Origin of the sequence: Caballeronia sp. AZ1_KS37 (genome assembly GCF_023631165.1) — a bacterium.
Classification (GTDB): domain Bacteria; phylum Pseudomonadota; class Gammaproteobacteria; order Burkholderiales; family Burkholderiaceae; genus Caballeronia; species Caballeronia zhejiangensis.
The window spans coordinates 18,620-37,780 of record NZ_JALQDP010000037.1; the positions used below are offsets into that span (position 1 = coordinate 18,620).

The following is a 19,161-nucleotide window of genomic DNA, read 5'->3' on the forward strand; positions in this document are numbered from 1 at the left end:
GCGAGCGCGCCGGAGGCCCGCTACGCGGCGCAGGCGAACCGGGTATCATGCGCAGCGGCTGAAACAAGAACTACAACTTTCGCGATCGTCGCCGTCGTGCGGGCCGCTTCCAGACATCTGCCCGGCACGCGACCTTCACGCCACATCGGAGCTGTTTATGCCATTGCGGTCCGGCGTCGACGAGGCCAGCTTTCGTCGCATCCTCTTTCGCAACATCGCGCTGCCGCTCGGAACGGGCGTCGTGACGGCCGTCGCGTTCGTCGCGCTCGTGCTGTATCTGCTGTCGGGCATCAACTGGGTCGAGCATTCGGAACGCGTGATCGGCAATGCGCAGGAAATCGGCCGGCTCGTCAGCGAGAAGGAAAGCGCGATTCGCGGCTATCTGATTACCGGCGACGAGAGCTTTCTCGCGCCGTATGACACCGCGAAGCCGAAGCTCAGCGCCGATATCGACACGCTCGCCGATCTCGTCTCCGACAACGCGCCGCAAGTCGATCGCCTGATTCGCATTCGCGCCTTGCAGACGCAGTGGGACAAGGTCGCCGACGAGCTCATCGATGCGCGCCGCCGCGCGCAGGATTCCGTTCCGCTGGTGCGCGCGGGGCGCGGATCGGCCGAACGCGCGGAGACCGAGCGCGAGCTTTTCGCGTTTCTCAACATCGAGCAGGCCTTGCGGCTGCAGCGCGTGGAATCGGCGAAACAGCTCACGACGATCACCGTCGTCGTCTTCCTGATCCTGAGTCTCGCGCTGTCCGTGATTCTCGCGATCTTCGGCAGACGCGAATTGATGCAGCTTTCCAGCGCGTTCGGCGCGGCGATCGGCGAGCAGGAACGGCAGACGCGCGCGCTTCAGGAACAGGCCTGGCTGCGCGAAGGGCAGACGCGGCTTGCAGAGAGAGTCATCGGCCGGCAATCGCTCGATCAGCTTTGTCAGACGATCCTCGATTTTCTCGCGGATTACCTGAAGATTTCGATGGGCGCGTTCTATGTGCTCGAAGCCGACGGCGCGTTGAAGCGCACCGCGAGCTTCGGTTTCGATCCCGACAGCGCGCCGGTTCCCGAATCGCTCGCGGGCGTGAAAAGCCTCGTCGGGCAGGCGGTGCACGCGCGCAAGCTGACGAGCATGAACGACGTGCCCGCTGGTTACTGGAAGGTGACATCGGCGCTCGGCGCGAGCGCGCCCGCGAGTCTCGCGATCGTGCCGATAGAGAACGAAGGCCAGGCGAACGGCGCCATCGAACTGGGCGCGATGCACAAGCTGACCGAACGCGACGAGCAGTTCCTGAAGTCGATTGCGGGGAATATCGGCGATTTCGTCGAGGCGGCGCAGTATCGCGAGCGCCTGCAACGCGTGCTCGAAGAAACGCAGCAGTTAAACGAAGAGCTGCAGATGCAGCAGGAAGAACTGCGCACGACCAACGAGGAACTCGAACAGCAGACGACCGCGCTTTCGCAGGCGCACGTTTATCTGGCGAATCAGAAGGCCGAACTCGAACAGACCAACGATCGGCTCGCGGAACAGGCGCGCGTGCTCGACGAACGCAACGTCGCGCTCAATGCCGCGCAGGGCGAACTCGAAACGCGCGCCGAAGCGCTGCAGCGCGCGAGCCGCTACAAGTCGGAGTTTCTCGCGAACATGTCGCACGAACTGCGCACGCCGCTGAACAGTTCGCTCATTCTCGCGAAGCTACTGTCGGAGAACAAGCCCGGCAATCTGACGAAAGACCAGGTCAAGTACGCGCAGACGATTTATTCCGCGGGCAACGATCTGCTCAATCTCATCAACGACATTCTCGATCTCTCGAAGGTCGAGGCGGGCAAGCTCGATTTGCATATCGAGGACGTGCCCTTGCAGCGCATCATGGATTCGCTTGCGCGCACCTTCGATCCGCTCGCGCGGCAGAAGAAGCTCCGGCTCGAACTGCGCAACGATATCGACGACTATCCGACGCTCACGACCGATTTCCGCCGTCTCGAACAGATTCTGAAGAACCTGCTGTCGAACGCGGTCAAGTTCACGGATGCGGGCGCGGTCTCGCTCACGCTCAAGCGCGCAGGCGAGGGCGCGGTGCAGTTCGTCGTGACGGATACCGGCATCGGCATTGCGCCGGATCAGCTCGAAGCGATCTTCGAAGCGTTCCAGCAAGCCGACGGCACCACGAGCCGTCACTACGGCGGCACGGGTCTCGGCTTGTCGATTTCGCGCAGTCTCGCGCATCTGCTCGGCGGCGATATCGCGGTGCGCAGCGCGCAGGGCGCCGGCAGCACGTTCACGCTGACGATGCCGCTCGTCTACGGCGCGTCCGACGCGTTGCCGAGCGCCGTAGCGGAAGCGCCCGCGCCCGTGGTCGTCGAAGAAGAGGCGCCGATCGAAGCGCTCCACGTCATCGACGAGGATCGCTTCGATGTCACGCCCGGGCGACGTCTCGTGCTCGTGGTCGAAGACGAGCCGGGCTTCGCGCAAGTGCTGCTCGATCTGGCGCACGAACTGGGTTATCGATGCATCGTGAGCGGCACGGCGCGCGAGGCGCTCAAGCTCGCGCAGGACAGCGCGCCCAACGCGATCCTGCTCGACATCGCCTTGCCCGACCGCTCGGGGCTCGTGCTGCTGCAGGAACTGAAGGCGAATCCGAAAACGCGGCACGTTCCGGTGCATGTCGTGTCGGCGTCGGACAGAAGCGAGGCCGCGCTGCATCTCGGCGCGATCGGTTACGCGGTGAAGCCGACGACGCGCGAGCAACTGACGGCGATTTTTCAGCGCCTCGAAGAGAAGAGCAGCCAGAAGATCAAGCGCGTGCTGCTCGTCGAGGACGATGCGCGTCAGCGTCAGAGCATCGTCGAACTCATCAGCGATACGGACGTGGAGATCACGCCGGTCGAGTTCGGCCGCGACGCGCTCGAACTGCTGAAGACGACGATCTTCGATTGCATGATCATCGACCTGAAGCTGCCCGATATGCAGGGCGGCGACCTCTTGCGCCAAATGGCCGCGATCGACGCGTATTCGTTCCCGCCGGTGATCGTCTACACGGGCCGCAATCTGACGCACGACGAGGAAGCGGAACTGATGCGCTACTCGCAGTCGATCATCATCAAGGGCGCGCGCTCGCCCGAGCGTCTGCTCGATGAAGTCACGCTGTTCCTGCACAAGGTCGAGACGGATCTTTCCGCGGATCGTCAGGCGATGCTGCATGTTTCGCGCTCGCGCGACCGCGTGCTGGATGGCCGCCGCGTTTTGCTCGTCGACGACGACATTCGCAACATCTTCTCGCTATCGAGCGCGCTGGAGCATCAGGAATTGAAGGTGGATATCGGCCGCAACGGTTTCGAGGCAATCGAGGCGCTCGACAAGAATCCGGACATCGACGTCGTGTTGATGGACGTGATGATGCCCGGCATGGACGGACTCGAAGCGACGCGGCGTATCCGCGAGGACGCGCGCTTCAAGAAGCTGCCGGTGATCGCGATCACCGCGAAGGCGATGAAGGACGATCAGGAGCAATGTCTCGCGGCGGGCGCGAGCGATTATCTGGCGAAGCCGATCGACATCGACCGGCTTTACTCGCTGTTGCGCGTGTGGATGGCGCGGCGCGTTTAGATATTCAGCGCGCGCTTGTCGACGGCGAGCGCCGCTTCGCGCATCACTTCCGACAGCGACGGATGCGGGTGGCAAATGCGCCCGATATCCTCGCTCGCCGCCTTGAACTCCATCGCGACGACGGCTTCCGCGATCAGATCCGACGCGTTCGCCGAGATGATGTGCACGCCGAGAATCTCGTCGGTTTTCGCATCGGCGAGGATCTTGATGAAGCCGTCCGTTTCGCCGATGCCCATCGCGCGGCCGTTGGCGAGCATCGGAAACTGGCCGGCCTTGAATGCGCGGCCTTCCGCCTTCAGCGCCTGCTCCGTCTGCCCGACCCACGCGATTTCCGGATGCGTGTAGATCACCCACGGAATGCAGTTGTAGTCGATGTGCGGCTTCTGCCCGTCGATGATCTCCGCGACCAGCACGCCTTCGTCCTCCGCCTTGTGCGCGAGCATCGGGCCACGCACGACATCGCCGATCGCGTAGACGTTCGGGACTTTCGTCGCGCAATGGCCGTCGACGGGAATGAAGCCGCGTTCATCGACCGACAAGCCGATGGAATCGAGACCGAGATCGTCCGTGTTCGGCACGCGGCCGATCGACACGATCAGACGATCCGCGTCGAGCGTCTGCGCGTTGCCGTCCTTGTCCTTGTAGGAGATCGAGACGCTCGAATCCGTCGTCTTCACGCCGTCGATTTTCACGCCGAGATGAATCGTGAGACCTTGCTTCTTGAAGAGCTTCGCGGCCTCCTTTTGCAGCGCGGAGTCGGTCGTGCCGAGGAATTCGGGCAGCGCTTCGAGAATCGTCACTTCCGCGCCCAGCCTGCGCCACACGGAGCCGAGCTCCAGCCCGATCACGCCCGCGCCGACCACGGCGAGCTTCTTCGGCACGGACGTGAAGGCGAGCGCGCCTTCGTTGTCGGAGACGATCTTGTTGTCGACCGGCACGTTCGGCAGATGCCGCGCCTTCGAGCCCGTCGCGATGATCACATGCTGCGCGGTATGCGTTTCACCGCCGACGTCGATCCTGAAGTTCGCGCCGTCCTTGCCCGCGAGCTTGCCGTGACCTTTGATCCAAGTGATCTTGTTTTTGCGGAAGAGGAACTCGACGCCGCCCGTGATCTTCTCGACGATCGCTTCCTTGCGGCCGACCATCTTGCCGACATCGACGGAAAGGTTGTCCAGGTTGATGCCGAGCTCGTCGAAATGGAGTTGCGCCTTCTCGAATTGCTCCGATGACGCGAGCAGCGCCTTCGACGGAATGCAGCCGACGTTCAGACAGGTGCCGCCGAGTTTCGGCTTGCCGGCGTGGTTGATCCATTCCTCGACGCACGCCACCTTGCGGCCGAGCTGCGCGGCGCGGATCGCGGCGATATAGCCGCCGGGCCCGGAGCCGATGACGATCACGTCGAAATCGGCCTTCTGGCCTGACGCGGCGGCGGGCTTTTCAGGCGCAGGCGCCGGGGCAGACGCGGGAGCGGGAGCGGGTGCAGACGCGGGCGCCGATGCCGATGCCTTCGCGTCCGTATCGATGACCGCGATGACTTCGTCCGCGTGAACGATGTCGCCTGCTTTCTTCAGCACTTCCACGATCGCGCCGGCCGATGGCGCGGGCACTTCGAGCACGACCTTGTCCGTTTCCAGCTCGATGAGGATTTCGTCCTGCGCCACGGTGTCGCCCGCATTTTTCTTCCACGGCAACATCGTCGCTTCGGTGACGGATTCGGAAAGCTGCGGAACCTTGACTTCAACCCTGGCCATTCAGATTCTCCTGTTGAGCAATTCGTCGCGATGGGAAATGTCCGGCTGCGTGCCTTGCGGACGCGGCCTTGTCCGGCCGGCCTGACGCGCCGAAGGACACAAGGATACGCCGTGTCCGGACCGCGCGCGCGGGATACGGCCCTCGACTCGCGCATCGCCTCGGCTTTGAGTCATCGTTATATTCGATGGTATATTGCGGAACACGAAAGCACGAGGTGATCATGCGGACCCCTCCGTTTCAACTTGCACGCTCGAGCGCGCCCGGCCTACGCGATGCGTGCTGTCAGCCGACCGAATCCGATCTTCGCGCCTCGCGTCGTCGCGCGCGTCTTGCCGAACTGGATTCGCATCTGCATTGCTCGGTGATCGGCACTTGTCTTTCGACGGGCGAGCTACGCAAGCTCGTGCCCAAATTCACCGATCTCGACCGCCATCACGCGAGCGATCTGGAGATTCATCACGCCGCTGTCGAACTCGCGATCGCGGGCGGCGCGGGCGCGAAGGCGCTGAACAAGGCGCTCGACGAACGCTATTCAGGCGCGATCCGCCGTTTTGACGCCGCGCGCGATACGCAGGCGCTGCTCGATCTGTGGAACGAGGCGCTGAAGTCCGGCGATATTCCGCCCGCGTACTGGGCGGTGATGTCGCATCCGCACGCGACGATCGCAGTGCGCCAGTCCGCGTTCGGCGAACTTCATATGCTGTCGCATCTCGTCGGCGCGGCGAATCGCGCGGATATCCGGCGGCTCGTCGCGCTCGAAGCGGAGAATCAGGAGCTTAGGGAAAAGATCGATCGGCAGCAGGCGCGTCTTTTCGAACTGAGCGCGGAACGCGATGCGTCCGTCAGACAGGCGAGCGAGCACGCGCTGCAACTCGCAGCGTTCGGGCAACGCAAGGCGGATATGCCGACGGCGCAGCTCGAAGCCGAAGTCGAGCGCCTGCGCGAAAAAATCGAGGACGGTGAACGCAGGCTCGCGCTGCACACGAGCCGCCGCGAAGCCGCCGAGCAGCGCGCGCTCCGGGACGAGGACGAGACACGCGCATTGCGCAACAAGCTGGGCGAAGTTCAGGCGCTGCTGAAGGTCGTACAGGCCGAGTGCGCGGCGCTGGAACGCGCGACGCTCGGTGCCTGCGATCGCCCCGACGTGCGCCGACGCGCGATGGAATGGGTGAGCGGCAGGCGCATCGTCTATGTCGGCGGAAGGCCGAATTCGAATGCGGTGCTGAAGGCGCTGGTGGAGGCTGCGGGCGGCGAGCTGATCGTCCATGACGGCGGCATCGAAGATCGCAAGGGCTTGCTCGCGGCCGCGCTGCCGAACGCGGATGTCGTGCTGTTTCCCGTCGATTGCATCGATCACGATTCGATGAGCATGCTCAAGCGCGTCTGCGACCGGCATGGCGTCGAGTATTCGCCGTTGCGCACCGCGAGCGTCGCGAGTTTCGTGGAGTTCGTCGGACGGCTCACGATTGGCGCGCGTGGCGGTCAGGCGAGCGCGCCGCCGCCGTCGGCGTTCTGCTTACGACACGGTTAGGGCTTGAGCAACTGCGTGAGCGATTCGATCTGCTCGGCGCACGCGGCTTGCGCCTGTGTTTCGACATCGCGATAAAGCCGCACGATGCTTTCGCCGACGGGCGTCAGCACGCAGCCGCCGCCGCTTTGCCCGCCTTGTTCGGAGATGGTCGCGGGCGATTTGAGCGAGCGATTGAGCTCGTCGATGAGCAGCCACGCGCGCCGGTACGACATGTCGAGGCTGCGCGCCGCCGCCGATATCGAGCCGTGCTTGCGCACCGCTTCGAGCAGCGACACCTTGCCCGGACCGATGGCGATGGTCTCGCCTTTCGTGATGCGCATGCGAAAGCGCACTTCGATCGGCTGGTTCGCCGCGTCGGTGTCTGATGCGTTTTCCGGTGTTTTCAGGGTCGTCGCCATGCCCGAGAGGATACACGAAGGAAATCGGAGGGGCGTTTGATGAGGGGCTTGCGGGCGTTATCGGTTGTCCGGATAGGACGGCATCGGGGAATATGCAAGGCCGTGTTTGCGACATGCATGTGGCTCCGGCTGACGGGAGGCGCGAGGTGGTCATCGCGGACGGTCGATGATCGGGTAGAGAGATTGGCGCGACTGCCCGAGCGGCGCTTGCATTTCGTTACGCCAGTGGAAGTCGCGCTCGCCCGTTAGCATCTGCTTGCCGTCGAAGCCGCGCGCGTTCCAGCGTTGCCGATCGCGATGTCATCGACGCGGAAGAGTGTGCCCGGTAAATATTGGCGGTGGAATGTCGTTACGTAGCGGAACGGATGGCTTGTCACCGGGAACCAGCAACGAGAGGGTAGGGGCGAGCACCGCCATGCGATAACGGTAGGTCCGCCGCTTGGCTTGCTATGAGCGCGACGCCGCCCTGATCGGCCGTGACGTTCGAGCCGAGGACCGACAGATTGCCGTTGCCGTTCTGACCAGCCGCCAGCGTCACGCCGCCGCCTGCACTGACCCTCGAACCATTCACCGATTCGTCGTAGCTCGACGAGATATGCTGCGACTGCTCACCGCCGAGCGATTGCTCGTGATGCGTCGCCGTATCCTTCGACGCCGTGATCGTGAGATCGCCGCCCGCGACGATGGTCGACCCGGTGAGCGTGGTATCGCGCTCGGAGAGGGTCATCACCTTGCCGCCTGCGACGATCGCGCTGCCGAGTTGCCGGCTCACTTCATCGTGACTGCCGTTCTGACCGTCGTGCGTGTGCACCTCGCGCGTGCTCGTGAATTCGGTCGTGCCGACGTTGATATCTCGCCCGGCCTTGATACCCGCATTGCCGCCTGCCTGAATCATCGCGCCGTTCAGATTCACGTCGCGGCCCGCGATCACCGCGACGTTGTTCGTCCCGGAGATCGTGCCGAGCGCGTCGACGCCGGTTCCCGTGACGCGTCCGGTTAGTTGGTTCGAAGCGAAATCACGCGATACGCCATACGTGTACGTCTCGTTGATGACATCGCGCCCGGCTTGCACGAGCACAACCAACTCACTCCACCATTTGTAAATCTTAATTCAAGCCCGAGCGTTTTCCAACGCTTCATGATCTGTGATGCCGCCGTGCGTGAGTGCGACGTCAAGACCGCTCGCAATCGTGGCCGATTCGAACAACCCATTCCCGTGCCCCACGTCCGGCTCATGTGCAAATGTCTGCAACAGGCAGGATTCAAACCTCGTAGCCGCGTGTGCGTTCACGTAGAAGAGGGAAGACTGATCATTGCGCCCGCTTGAACGGCACCAGAAACAACGAACCCGGCCTTGCCGGGTTCGTTGTTTGCATCACTCTACGAGTAGGTTGGGATCCTTCCAGAAATCCTCGTACTGCTCCGTGATGAGAAACCGCCATCCCGGAGGCAAGCCCAAATAGGGAATTATCAAGGGTGCCCAAGCTTCAAGATGAGACGCATGTAACGGTACAAAGAAGTCGGGCGCATCTGAGTATTGCTCCCCGGCCCAGATATACCAGCCACAAGTGTCACCCTCCGGTTCGATACGCAGACCATTCAATGGGCGTAACCCTTCTTTCACGTTACGCGAGATACCAACCTTGAGATTTAGATCACATCCGAAGTAAGGCGCACCGAATCGGGTGCATGTTTCACGCTGCACAACCATTAGCTTTTCATTCATTGCTAAAACCCGAAGTATTTCTTCATTGCCCGCCCGAACGCGCCTAGCTGACCGCCTTGTGTCGCGAGCATGATGGACAGTGTGGTTGAACTGCATCGATTGTGCGTTGCTGGCCAATGTCAACCGACTCTTCTCGATAATATTGCACAACGAGCGGGTATTTATGATCGGCCACTTGATTGCTTGTTATCGCACCACAATCTACACATGGTTGCCCCTGAACCGAAGCTCTCGGTGCTGCTGTTGGCCCTGCTCCTGTGGGTCTAACGTACGGACCTGATACGTTCGCGTTCGGCTGGAAGTCACTTCCCGGCACTCCGGATTTTGCCACTGAATCTGTCTTCGGCACACCCGCTGCTGGCAGCGGACCACCGCCTAACGTGTATGTATCCGGCTGCGCATCCTTGGACATCGGACCGCCCCCAGTCGGCAGGATGTTCAGGTGCGTGTCGGTTACATCGTTACCCGCTGTGTTTTCGTGCCCGGGTCGGGCGTCAGGCTTATCTCTGTGATTCTGACCATTGAACATATCGACGTTCGAAGCCGTCGACGCTCCGGTACTGCCACCAACAACCGCGCCCGTGCTGGTCGCGATCACGTTCGTAATGATATTCGCGAGCGCTCGATCCGCGTCTGCGTTACCGGTCGGACTCGATGCCGCGATGTCGTGACTCAACTCATTGAGCTTACCCGCCGCCGCCGCCGATATTCCCGCGCCCGCGGCAGCTTGCGCCGCGCTGGTGATGCTTCCCCCACCCAGTCCCGCCACCGCCGCCCCGCCCGCGATATGCATCGCGACCCGATTCTCCCCACCTTCCTTCCAGTTGCTAACGCCCGACTGGCGCCGCGTTGGCGAAACAGGGTTTCCCCTGACGCACCAACCACTTGCAATCGATTTTCGTCCGACACCGATCTGGCCCAGCAATTCTTTTCCCCGACGCGGCTTTTAGTCTTGGGAGGCGCGTTTGCCAGAGGACGAACTCGCTCCGTTCAGGATGTCTCATTAATCCCGCCGTGGCTGACGGCGCACGAAGTGCGACGGCAGACGCGGCGGAACGGGGTCGATGCGCTCCAATGCGCCATGCCCGCACAGACTCGGCGCGCGTATCGCCAGCGCGCGCAAGGCCCACGAACTCACCCAGCAGCAACTCGCCGCGCAGCTTGGCATTGCCCAGCAGACGCTCGCGCACTACGAAGGCGGGCGACTGCGTTTGCCTGTCTCGTTGCTGCCGGAGCTGACCAGAACACTCGGTCTATCAGCCGACGAGATACTTGGCCAGAACGCCACTCCGCGCGGCAGCAAGCGCGGCCCGTCCTCCAAGCTGCAACAGCAAATCGAGACGATCGGCCAGCTTCCGAAGGCGCGTCAACGCTTTGTGTCCGATGCTTGATACGGTGCTGGCACAAGCCCAGCAGTAAGGAAGGAGATTTAAAGCAGTAGAAAAAGCGCGGGCCGCATGGGCGCCAACCCATACAGCCCGCTGACCACAACCAACTCGATCAAGGAGTTGACCATGGCTGACGCCAATCTTAAAGCAACAAACACCTTTTCTGTTCGCTCAATCAACTGCGACGCCAACGAGCGCAACATGCCGCGTATCCGCCTTATGGGCCGGTGGCTTGAACAGGCACCGCCACGCCCGTGTACGTCGTGTACTGATAGCCACTGTTCCACTGCCCGCCGTGCGGCGGCTCGATGTTGACGCCGCCGATCATATCCGGGGTCGAGCTGGTCCAGCCCACGTCCTGGCCCGAACAGGCGGCCATCACCACGGCCGTACATCCCGACATGCTGATGCCCAACTGGTCCAGCAGCGCCGGATCGACCTGCTGATTCAGGCCGGTCGTGGTCATCGTCGTGCGGGTGTTAGTCACTTGATCGGCGTGCAGTTCCATATCGCCCGCCGATTCGATCAGCGCCGACTGGTTGCGGATCAGGTTCGCTTTCGTGTAGTCGCCGTTCGCGTCCTTGCCGCCCGCCAGCACGACGCGGCCCAGACCGAAAATCGCGGTCGTGGCCTGCGTGTCGGTCATCGTCGTGTCGTCGCGATTCTCGATCGTGGGCGCGAGCAACTCGAGCAGGCCGTCGCTGTCCGTTGCGCCGATCAGCGCAGTCGGCCCGGCGTTCCTGATGGTTTGCGTCGCGTTGAGCGAGACGCTGCCGCCGACGATCGCGCCGGTATTGTCTAGCGCGTTCGAGTGCGTCGTGAGCGTGCCGCCCGCCATCAGCGTGCCGCTGTTGACGATATCGCCCGCGTCGATGCCGAGGTTGTTGACCGCCTGAAGCAGCGCGCCGTTGGTGAACGTGCCGGGCAACGTGAAAGTCAGATCGTGCCCCGCATTGAACTGAACATCCGGAGTGGGCGCGAAATCTCCCTGCACGCGCACCGCCACATCGTGGGCTGCGCTGTACGCGCCGCCGCCCATCAGCGCGGTCGCACTCACCGACAGGTCTCGCGTGGCGCCGATCTGACCGTTCGCGTTCGTGATCGCACCGGTCGTCGTGATGGCGACATCGCCGTTCGAGCCGGCGAGACTGCCGATCCGGCCCGCGCTGTTGTCCACGGTGTCCGCCTGCACCGTGAGGTTCGCGCCGCTCAGCTGCGCGCCCTGCGTGTTGACGAGCGTCGCGGTATCGACGGCGATCTTGCCGTTGCCCGTCATCACGCCGCCGGTGTTGATGATACGGCTGCCGCCTTCGACCGTCATCTCGCCGGTGCCGAGATTGCCGACGAGACCGTTCGTATTGTCGATGGACGACGCCCGCACATTTAGCGTGCTCGCATCGCCAGCGGCGCCCGTGCCGGACTGGATCTGCCCGTTCGTGTTGGTCAGCGCGCCGCCATTCGCGAGCGACAGCGACGACAGCGCGCGGATCGCGCCTTGCGTGTTGTCCACCCCGCCCGCGACGTTGGCCGCGATGTCGCCCTGCGCGGCCAGCACACCCTTCGCATTGTTCAGGCTGGCCGCTTGCGCTTCGATCCGGCCAGCGGCGACGATCTTGCCGCCCGCGTTCGAGAACGCGCCCGCACCGTTGCCGGGCGCGATCGTCAGCGTGCCGGATCCGGCGGCGAGAATCGCGCCGCCGTCGTTGATGAGCGCCGCGGGCGCAAGCGTCAGATCGGTGCTGTTGCTCTGACGCTCAACGCGGGCCGTGTGTCGAATCAAAGCGGTCAGGTTTCGGCGCATGGGCCGCTCGTCATCCAGTCGGCCGGGCAGATTGCCAATCAGCGCGGCTCGTTCGTATCTGACGGCACAATGCAGGTGCGCGGCGGCGTCATCGCGAACAGCCAGGGGACGATGCAAAGCGCTGCGGCCCTGTCGGTATCGGGTACATCGCTCGACAACACCGCGGGGCGCATCACCTCGCTCAATGGCGATGGTCTGACGATCACCACAACGGGCCAGCTCACGAACGCGGCCGGGACCACCGCCACCGGCGCACAAGGCGGCGTGATCGGCGGCAATGGTGCGGTCACGCTGCGAGGCGGAAGCATCGCCAATCACGGCACGGTGAACGCGCAGACGGACTTGCAAGTCACGGGCGCCTCGCTCGATAACAACGGCGGAACGCTTCACGCGGCGAACAACGTGTCCGTCGATGCCGGCGCGCAGTTGACGAATAGCGGCGGGACGATCTCGGCGGGCCAGCGCGCCAAGCTCAACGCGCGCACGCTCGATAACAGCGGCGGCACCACGCAAGCCGCGCAACTGGCCATCACGGCCACGAATCTGGCCAATCGCGCGGGCGTCATCACGCAGACGGGCGCGGGGCCGATGTCTGTCGCGGTGTCGGGCACGCTCGACAATTCGAACGGCGGCAGGCTGGAGAGCAACAGCACCGACCTTACGCTCGCTCCCGCCACGCTCATCAACGACGGCGGCACGATCACGCATGCCGGCAACGGCACGCTGATCGTCGATGCGGGCAACGGCGCGGGCACGCTGTCGAACGCGGGCGGCACGATTCAGAGCAACGGGCAAGTCGTGGCGCGGGCCGGTACCTTCGACAATGCATCGGGCAAGCTCATCGGTCAGAACGGACTGGCGGCGACGGTTGTGGGCGCGCTGAACAACACGAACGGCAAGCTGCTGTCGAACAAGGATCTGAGCCTTGCCAGCGGCACGCTGATCAATAACGGCGGGCAGATCGGCGCGGGCGCGAACGCCTCGGTTCATACCGGATCGCTGACGAACAACGGCGGCTCGATCGTCGCTCCGAATCTCACGTTGACGAGCGACAGCACGCTCGATAACAACGGCGGCGACATCGAGGCGAATCAGCTTGCGCTGACGGCGGCCGACCTCCTGAACCGCGGCGGCACAATCACGCAGTACGGCGCGTCGCCGATGGACTTCAACGTCAATGGCACGTTCGACAATTCGAACGGCGGCACGCTGCAGGCCGTTGCCGGCGGTCATCGTGCCGTGGTCGTTGATGAGCGCGTCCGTCGCGTCGGCGTTGACCGATCCGCCGGCGCTCGTCGTCGCGCCGGATAGATTCAGGTCGCCCCCGTTCGCTGCGAGCGACACGTTCCCGTTTGCCGCCGTCTGGCTGCTTGCGAGATTGAGGCTGCTGGCCGCAAGCGTCGCGTTGCCGCCCGCGACGTTCCGGCCAGTCGCATTCAGTGCGCCCGAAGCCAGAACGGTCAAATCGCCGCCTTGCGCGACCGTGCCATCCTGATTGACGCCCGCGCCGAGCGTTCCAGTCGATGCGACGCTGCCCGCATTGACGCTCGTATTCCGCTGCGCCGCGAGCGTGCCACTGTTCGTCAGCGCGCCCGATGTCGCGACGATCACGTCGCGTTGAGCATACGTCACGCCGCTGTTATCGATGCCATCGCGCGCCGATACGCTCATGCTCCCGCTTGCGTTCGTCGTTCCGGCGAGCACGAGCTGGCCATTGGACTTGAGCGTCAGATCGCCGGCCTGCGCCGCCAGAATCCCGCGATTGCTGACGCCCACACCGTATTCGTTGGATGTCAGATAGATGCGATTCGAATACATGCCACCGAGCGCGCCGACGTCGATCGCCACCGACGGCGCCGGACCAGTGCCCGCGATCGGCGTAGCGTTGAGCGTGTCGTGATCGATCTGATTCGCGCCCGCGACCACGTTCAGGTTGTTCGCATAAATCGCCGCGTTGGCTTGAATAGCGCGACTCAGCAGATCGACCTGATCGACGTTCGTCACATTGAGACCGGCGCCTTGTACCGTGATCGTCCCGCCTGTGACGTTGAAGCCCGTCAGATTCCCCGATGGCCCGAAATTCGGCGTTCCGGTCGTCAACACGGCTCGGGACGTATTAATGAAACCCGCGCCGTCGACCAGAATCCCTTGCGGATTCGCGACGACCACCTCTGCGCGCGATCCCGCCACTTCGAGATACCCGCGCAATTGCGACGGCGAATTACTCTGCACCTGATTGACGATGATCCGCGCCTCACGACCGGGCGTCAGATTCGGATTGCCATTCACGTATCCGGCCTGTTGCGTCTGCGTGATGGTTGCAGCGTTATTCAGGATCGCGCCCTGGCGCTGGACGTCGAATTGTGAATAATTGTTGACCGACACGCCCGCCGAACTGGGTCGCGAGATATTGACTTGCGGCAACCCGTTTTGCGTCTGTATGACTTGAGCGCCCGAGCCGGGCACCGCGACTATCTGCGCAATTGACGGCGCGCTTAGGATGACATTGCCGATAAGGACCATCGCGGCGAGGACGACCGCGCGCAATGCGGGCACGGGCCCGGCGTGATGAGAGCGCGTCGCGGGACGACGCGCGCCGGGCGCGGTGCGATGAGCGCTGGCGAAGTCCGCGACGGCGACGAGCATATGCCGCACGCGGCTATAGACGAGTTTGTAAAAACCCTTATTCATGATTCTTTTCGGGATTGAGTCGGCGGGGTCAGCGTCTGCGCGCCACTGCTTAGCGGCAGAGAACTCCGAATTTTCAGCCATCCTTAACTGAAAATTCATACGGATAACTCTGAAAGAAGAAACGCCTCGCGAGATGCGAGGCGCCTATTCGAGTGGGGAAATTCTGAGTTTGGAACGAACGAGCGCGAGTCCCGGTCTGTGCGCGGCGATCTAGGGCGTGTCCGGATACCGGATCACAAAATCCTCACATCGCGGACAACCCGGCGCACACGTCGTCTCAACGCCTCGCGCAAGCGCGACTTCCTTCGCCGAAGTGATCGTCGCGCCGATTTCCCGCGCGAACAGCATGCTATCGGCCGATCCGTTCATCGATGCGACGCACCCAGAACGTGGGCATCGACGCGCACGAGGCGCTTCAGATGGCGCGGCGCGCGCACCGTGTCCGCGCCGGAAACGAGCACCGGCAATCCGTCCTCGATGCCAAGTTCGCGATCCTCGCACTCGTACGCGACAATCACCTGCGCGCCGATCGGCGTATTGAAAAGCTCGTGCCAGGAGAACGTCACCGCATAGCCATCGTGCGCGTGCGCGAGGAACACGGTGCGCTTGAAATCGGTGTTGTCCGGCCGGCGCACGCCCGCGGCGTCGAGCAGCACGCGCAATGGCACGCCGCGATAGCTTCCCATCGGTCGAATGTAGCGGCCCGTCGAAAAGCACACGAGATCGAACGGTTCGATGCTCACGCGCCCGAATTCGCGCATTGCGGCGACATCGAGCGTCAGCGGCCTTTGCACCGCGCCGCCAATCTCGATATATGGGCTACTCGAATTGCTCTGGCTCGATGACGACATGATTCCTCGAAACATGGGGTCGCGCGAAATGGGCTATATCCGGGAATATATTACGATGTCGCATCGATGACATTTCTGTCCGCACATAATCGGCATGCCCGGCACACGATTGGGCAACAAAATGGGCAAACGTGTACTGTTCTACCCGCGAGAACGTCGCGGCCGGCTGAGCGATCCGCCCAGCCGGCATCCCGCTCCATCCCATCAACGAGAGAGGATTGTCATGCCGTTCGTCACGACCAAAGATAACGTCGAAATTTTCTACAAGGATTGGGGCCCGAAGGACGCGCAGCCCATCGTTTTCCATCACGGCTGGCCGCTTTCTTCCGACGATTGGGACGCGCAATTGCTGTTTTTCGTCCAGAAGGGATATCGCGTGATCGCGCACGACCGGCGCGGACACGGCCGCTCGTCGCAAGTCTCGGACGGTCACGACATGGATCACTACGCCGCCGACGCCTTCGCGGTCGTCGAGGCGCTCGATCTGCGCAACGCAATCCATATCGGACATTCGACGGGCGGCGGTGAAGTCGCCCGCTATGTCGCGAAGCACGGCGAACCGGCGGGACGCGTCGCGAAGGCGGTCCTCGTCAGCGCTGTGCCGCCGCTCATGCTGAAGACGGAAGCCAACCCGGAAGGCCTGCCTATCGACGTCTTCGACGGTTTGCGCAAAGGGCTCGCGGACAACCGCGCGCAGTTCTTCGTCGATGTGCCCGCAGGTCCGTTCTACGGCTTCAACCGCCCGGGCGCGACGGTGCATCAGGGCGTCATCCAGAACTGGTGGCGTCAGGGCATGATGGGCAGCGCCAAGGCGCACTACGAGGGCATCAAGGCGTTCTCGGAAACGGATCAGACCGAAGATCTCAAGTCGATCTCCGTCCCCACGCTCGTTCTGCATGGCGAGGATGACCAGATCGTGCCGATCGCCGATGCCGCGCTGAAGTCCATCAAGCTGCTGAAGAACGGCAGGCTGAAGACGTATCCGGGCTTCTCGCACGGCATGCTGACCGTCAACGCGGACGTCCTCAACGCAGACCTGCTCGCATTCGTGCAGGGCTGATTCACGCAGCCGGCGCGGACATTGTTCGTTCGCGCCGGCATCTCTGTTCAAGGCACACGGCTTTTTCCCGATTGGAAGCGCGCTTAAAGTGGCCAACTCCAATCTAGCCTCAGTGCCATCATGCAAATCGATACACCAGCAATTGCAGCATCGCCGGAAGGACGTTCGACGTCGATGCGCCAATGGCTCGCCGTCATCGCCGTGGCCGTGAGCGCGTTCGCGTTCGTGACGGCCGAATTCCTGCCCGTCGGCTTGCTGCCGCAGATCGCGCACGATCTCGGCGTGTCGCCCGGCGTCGCGGGCCTCATGGTGACGACGCCCGGCGTCATGGCCGCGATATTCGCCCCGACGCTCATCGTCAGCGCGGGCCGAATGGATCGGCGATATGTGTTCCTGCTCCTCACCGCCGTCCTTCTGATCGCGAACCTCGTCAGCGCCGTCGCGAACAATCTGCCGGTCATGCTCGCGGGCCGCGCCATGCTCGGCGCCGCGTTGGGCGGCTTCTGGACCCTTGCGACCGCCGCCGCGCCGCGACTCGTGCAGCCGAAAGATGCAGCGAAGGCCACCGCGACCATTCTGACCGGCGTGACGCTCGCGACGGTCGTCGGCGTGCCGCTCGGCACGTTCATCGCGTCGTTCGCGTCGTGGCGTTTCTCGTTCGCGGCGACGGCGGGACTCGTCGCCGTGGCGCTGATTGCACAGGCGCTGCTCGTGCCTTCGTTGCCGTCGGCATCGGCGTTGCGCATCGCCGATTTCAGAAAGCTGCTCGCGCGTCCTCACACGCGATTGAGCATGCTGATGGTCGCGCTCGTTTTCGGCGCGCATTTCTCGACCTACACGTACATTGCGCCGCTGCTCGAACAGGACTTCTCGTTGAGCACCATCACGCTGCTGCTCTTCGGCTTCGGCCTCGGCCTCGTCGGCTTCTTCTCGAATGCGCTGATGTCGATGGTCGTCTCCGGTCATCTCAAGAAGTCGGTCGCCGCGATGGTGTTGCTGCTGCTCGGCGCGATTTCGTCGATGCTGCTGCTGGAGCACTCGATCATCGGCGAAACGGCGGGGATGCTGCTGTGGGGCATTGCGTTCGGCGCCTTGCCGCTGTGCTTCAGCGTGTGGATTCAGCGCGGCACGGCGGACTTGCCCGAAGCGGGTTCCGCGATGTTCGTGAGCATCATCCAGGTGGCGATTGCGGTGGGATCGGCGGTCGGCGGCACGATCGTCGACCGTGCGGGCGTACACGCTGATTTCACGTTGGGACTCGCGCTCGCGCTGCTCGGACTCGTCGCGCTGCAACGGCTCGCGGCATGGGAGCGGCCGGCCCGGGCGTCCGCATTCAAGCGCGGATACGACGCTTCGCCGGATTGACCTGTCGCAAGCCGCGCTATATTGGTCGTTCGGTCCGACGCCCTTGCGCCGGGCTCATCGACGGGAGAAGTGCATGAAGCGTCGGCTGATGGCGGCAATCGCAATGACGATGTTCCTCGCGGCGTGCGGCTCCGTCGCGCCGGACGCGGCCGTGCAAACCGTCCCGCTCGCGGGCACGCCAAACGGCGTCGCAGTGCGCGATTCGGACGGCGCCGTGTTCGTCACCGACGACCGGACCAACGGCGTCGTGATGACGTCGCATATCGGCGAAGAGGACGCGCCCGCGTTTTCGCTCTACGCGCGCATTCCGGCAGCCGAGGGCGAACGCACGAGCCTGAGCCAGATCGCGTTCGCGCCGAACGGTCATCTGCTCGTCGAGCAATTCGGCTTCGGCACGTCGGCCGCGATCTACGATGTCGCGCCGAGCGGTCAGGTCGCGCTCGCATCGGACACGAATTCCGCGCGGCGGCGTGTCGGCCTGCTCGTGCTCGATGGCGGCACGTTTCTGTCGAGCTGGTTCATGGAGGAGGGTGGCGCGCCGGCAGAAGGCGGCGTCAGCGTGATTACGCGTGGCACGGCGCCGCGGCAGGTGATCGAGCGCGACATCGTCACCGGATTGGGCAAGCCGGTCGGCTTGGCTACGGTCGGCGACACGCTCTACATCAGCGATCAGGCCGCGAACCGCATCTACCAGGTGGACTTGCAGTCGGCGCGGGCGGCGAGCGCGCCCGTGCCGGCGAGCGATGTCTTCGCGACGGTCGAAGCGCCCGACCTGATGGCCGCGACGCCCGACGGCCGGCTCTTCACGAAATGCGGCGCGCACGCCGTATGCAGCATCTCGAAGCGCGGCCGCGCGACGATCATGGCCGACGATCTGCAATCGCCGCGCGGCGTGGCGGTGGACGTCGCGCGCAAACGGCTCGTCGTCGTGGATCGGTCGAGCGCCCCGGACAAGCCGAGCGCGCTGCGCGTGGTGCCGATCAAATAGCGACGGTGTCGC

At 63.6% G+C, this 19,161-nt stretch carries 11 protein-coding genes and 3 pseudogenes; 7 read left to right on the forward strand and 7 right to left on the reverse strand.

The window, feature by feature from the left end; all coding sequences use genetic code 11:
* Window positions 1-157 precede the first annotated feature (157 nt).
* Complete coding sequence (locus NCS00_RS24465; RefSeq protein WP_250441215.1) at window positions 158-3,598, forward strand: response regulator; 3,441 nt, start codon at window positions 158-160, stop codon at window positions 3,596-3,598.
* Here NCS00_RS24465 and lpdA read toward each other — a convergent pair.
* On the reverse strand, window positions 3,595-5,349 hold the full coding sequence (lpdA, locus tag NCS00_RS24470) for a dihydrolipoyl dehydrogenase (RefSeq protein ID WP_250441216.1): 1,755 nt from the start codon (window positions 5,347-5,349) through the stop codon (window positions 3,595-3,597). The genes NCS00_RS24465 and lpdA overlap by 4 nt on opposite strands.
* 221 nt (window positions 5,350-5,570) lie before the next feature.
* Here lpdA and NCS00_RS24475 point away from each other — a divergent pair, with 221 nt between their 5' ends.
* Window positions 5,571-6,881, forward strand: coding sequence for a DUF2325 domain-containing protein (locus NCS00_RS24475; RefSeq protein ID WP_250441217.1), 1,311 nt, complete (start codon window positions 5,571-5,573; stop codon window positions 6,879-6,881).
* On the opposite strand, the gene NCS00_RS24480 is transcribed toward NCS00_RS24475, so the two are convergent.
* From NCS00_RS24480 to NCS00_RS24490, 3 genes are all read right to left on the reverse strand, one after another.
* Window positions 6,878-7,279 carry a winged helix-turn-helix domain-containing protein gene (locus NCS00_RS24480; RefSeq protein ID WP_008349149.1) on the reverse strand — a complete coding sequence of 134 codons (402 nt, stop codon included), beginning with the start codon at window positions 7,277-7,279 and terminating at the stop codon, window positions 6,878-6,880. The two genes, NCS00_RS24475 and NCS00_RS24480, sit on opposite strands and share 4 nt — an antisense overlap.
* A 373-nt stretch (window positions 7,280-7,652) precedes the next feature.
* Window positions 7,653-8,357, reverse strand: coding sequence for a hemagglutinin repeat-containing protein (locus NCS00_RS24485; RefSeq protein ID WP_250441218.1), 705 nt, complete (start codon window positions 8,355-8,357; stop codon window positions 7,653-7,655).
* 297 nt (window positions 8,358-8,654) lie between these two features.
* The gene (locus tag NCS00_RS24490; RefSeq protein ID WP_350029730.1) at window positions 8,655-9,101 is read right to left on the reverse strand and encodes an immunity protein Imm33 domain-containing protein; all 447 of its coding nucleotides are present in this window, start codon (window positions 9,099-9,101) and stop codon (window positions 8,655-8,657) included.
* A gap of 968 nt (window positions 9,102-10,069) precedes the next feature.
* Here NCS00_RS24490 and NCS00_RS24495 point away from each other — a divergent pair.
* Complete coding sequence (locus tag NCS00_RS24495; RefSeq protein WP_250441219.1) at window positions 10,070-10,396, forward strand: helix-turn-helix domain-containing protein; 327 nt, start codon at window positions 10,070-10,072, stop codon at window positions 10,394-10,396.
* Window positions 10,397-10,637: 241 nt separating this feature from the next.
* Here NCS00_RS24495 and NCS00_RS24500 read toward each other — a convergent pair.
* Window positions 10,638-12,128 (reverse strand): annotated as a pseudogene (locus NCS00_RS24500) (hemagglutinin repeat-containing protein); the annotation flags it as partial.
* 15 nt (window positions 12,129-12,143) lie between these two features.
* Here NCS00_RS24500 and NCS00_RS24505 point away from each other — a divergent pair.
* A pseudogene (locus tag NCS00_RS24505) lies at window positions 12,144-13,409 on the forward strand (beta strand repeat-containing protein); the annotation flags it as partial.
* Here the strand turns inward: NCS00_RS24505 and NCS00_RS33720 are convergent.
* Together NCS00_RS33720 and NCS00_RS24515 are read right to left on the reverse strand one after the other, a co-directional pair.
* Window positions 13,410-14,885, reverse strand: a pseudogene (locus NCS00_RS33720) (two-partner secretion domain-containing protein); the annotation flags it as partial. It lies immediately after the preceding pseudogene.
* Between the two features lie 365 nt (window positions 14,886-15,250).
* Window positions 15,251-15,736: a molybdopterin-dependent oxidoreductase gene (locus tag NCS00_RS24515; RefSeq protein ID WP_250436909.1), complete on the reverse strand. Its 486-nt coding sequence runs from the start codon at window positions 15,734-15,736 to the stop codon at window positions 15,251-15,253.
* A 223-nt stretch (window positions 15,737-15,959) separates the two neighbouring features.
* Between NCS00_RS24515 and NCS00_RS24520 the strand changes: the two genes are divergently transcribed.
* The 3 genes from NCS00_RS24520 to NCS00_RS24530 all read left to right on the forward strand — a co-directional run bounded on the left by NCS00_RS24520 (window position 15,960) and on the right by NCS00_RS24530 (window position 19,149).
* Window positions 15,960-16,796 (forward strand): alpha/beta fold hydrolase, encoded by an 837-nt coding sequence (locus NCS00_RS24520; protein WP_250441220.1) that lies wholly within the window; start codon window positions 15,960-15,962, stop codon window positions 16,794-16,796.
* A 120-nt stretch (window positions 16,797-16,916) separates the two neighbouring features.
* Window positions 16,917-18,161, forward strand: coding sequence for an MFS transporter (locus NCS00_RS24525; protein ID WP_250441221.1), 1,245 nt, complete (start codon window positions 16,917-16,919; stop codon window positions 18,159-18,161).
* A gap of 73 nt (window positions 18,162-18,234) precedes the next feature.
* Window positions 18,235-19,149 (forward strand): NHL repeat-containing protein, encoded by a 915-nt coding sequence (locus NCS00_RS24530; RefSeq protein ID WP_250441222.1) that lies wholly within the window; start codon window positions 18,235-18,237, stop codon window positions 19,147-19,149.
* Window positions 19,150-19,161 lie beyond the last annotated feature (12 nt).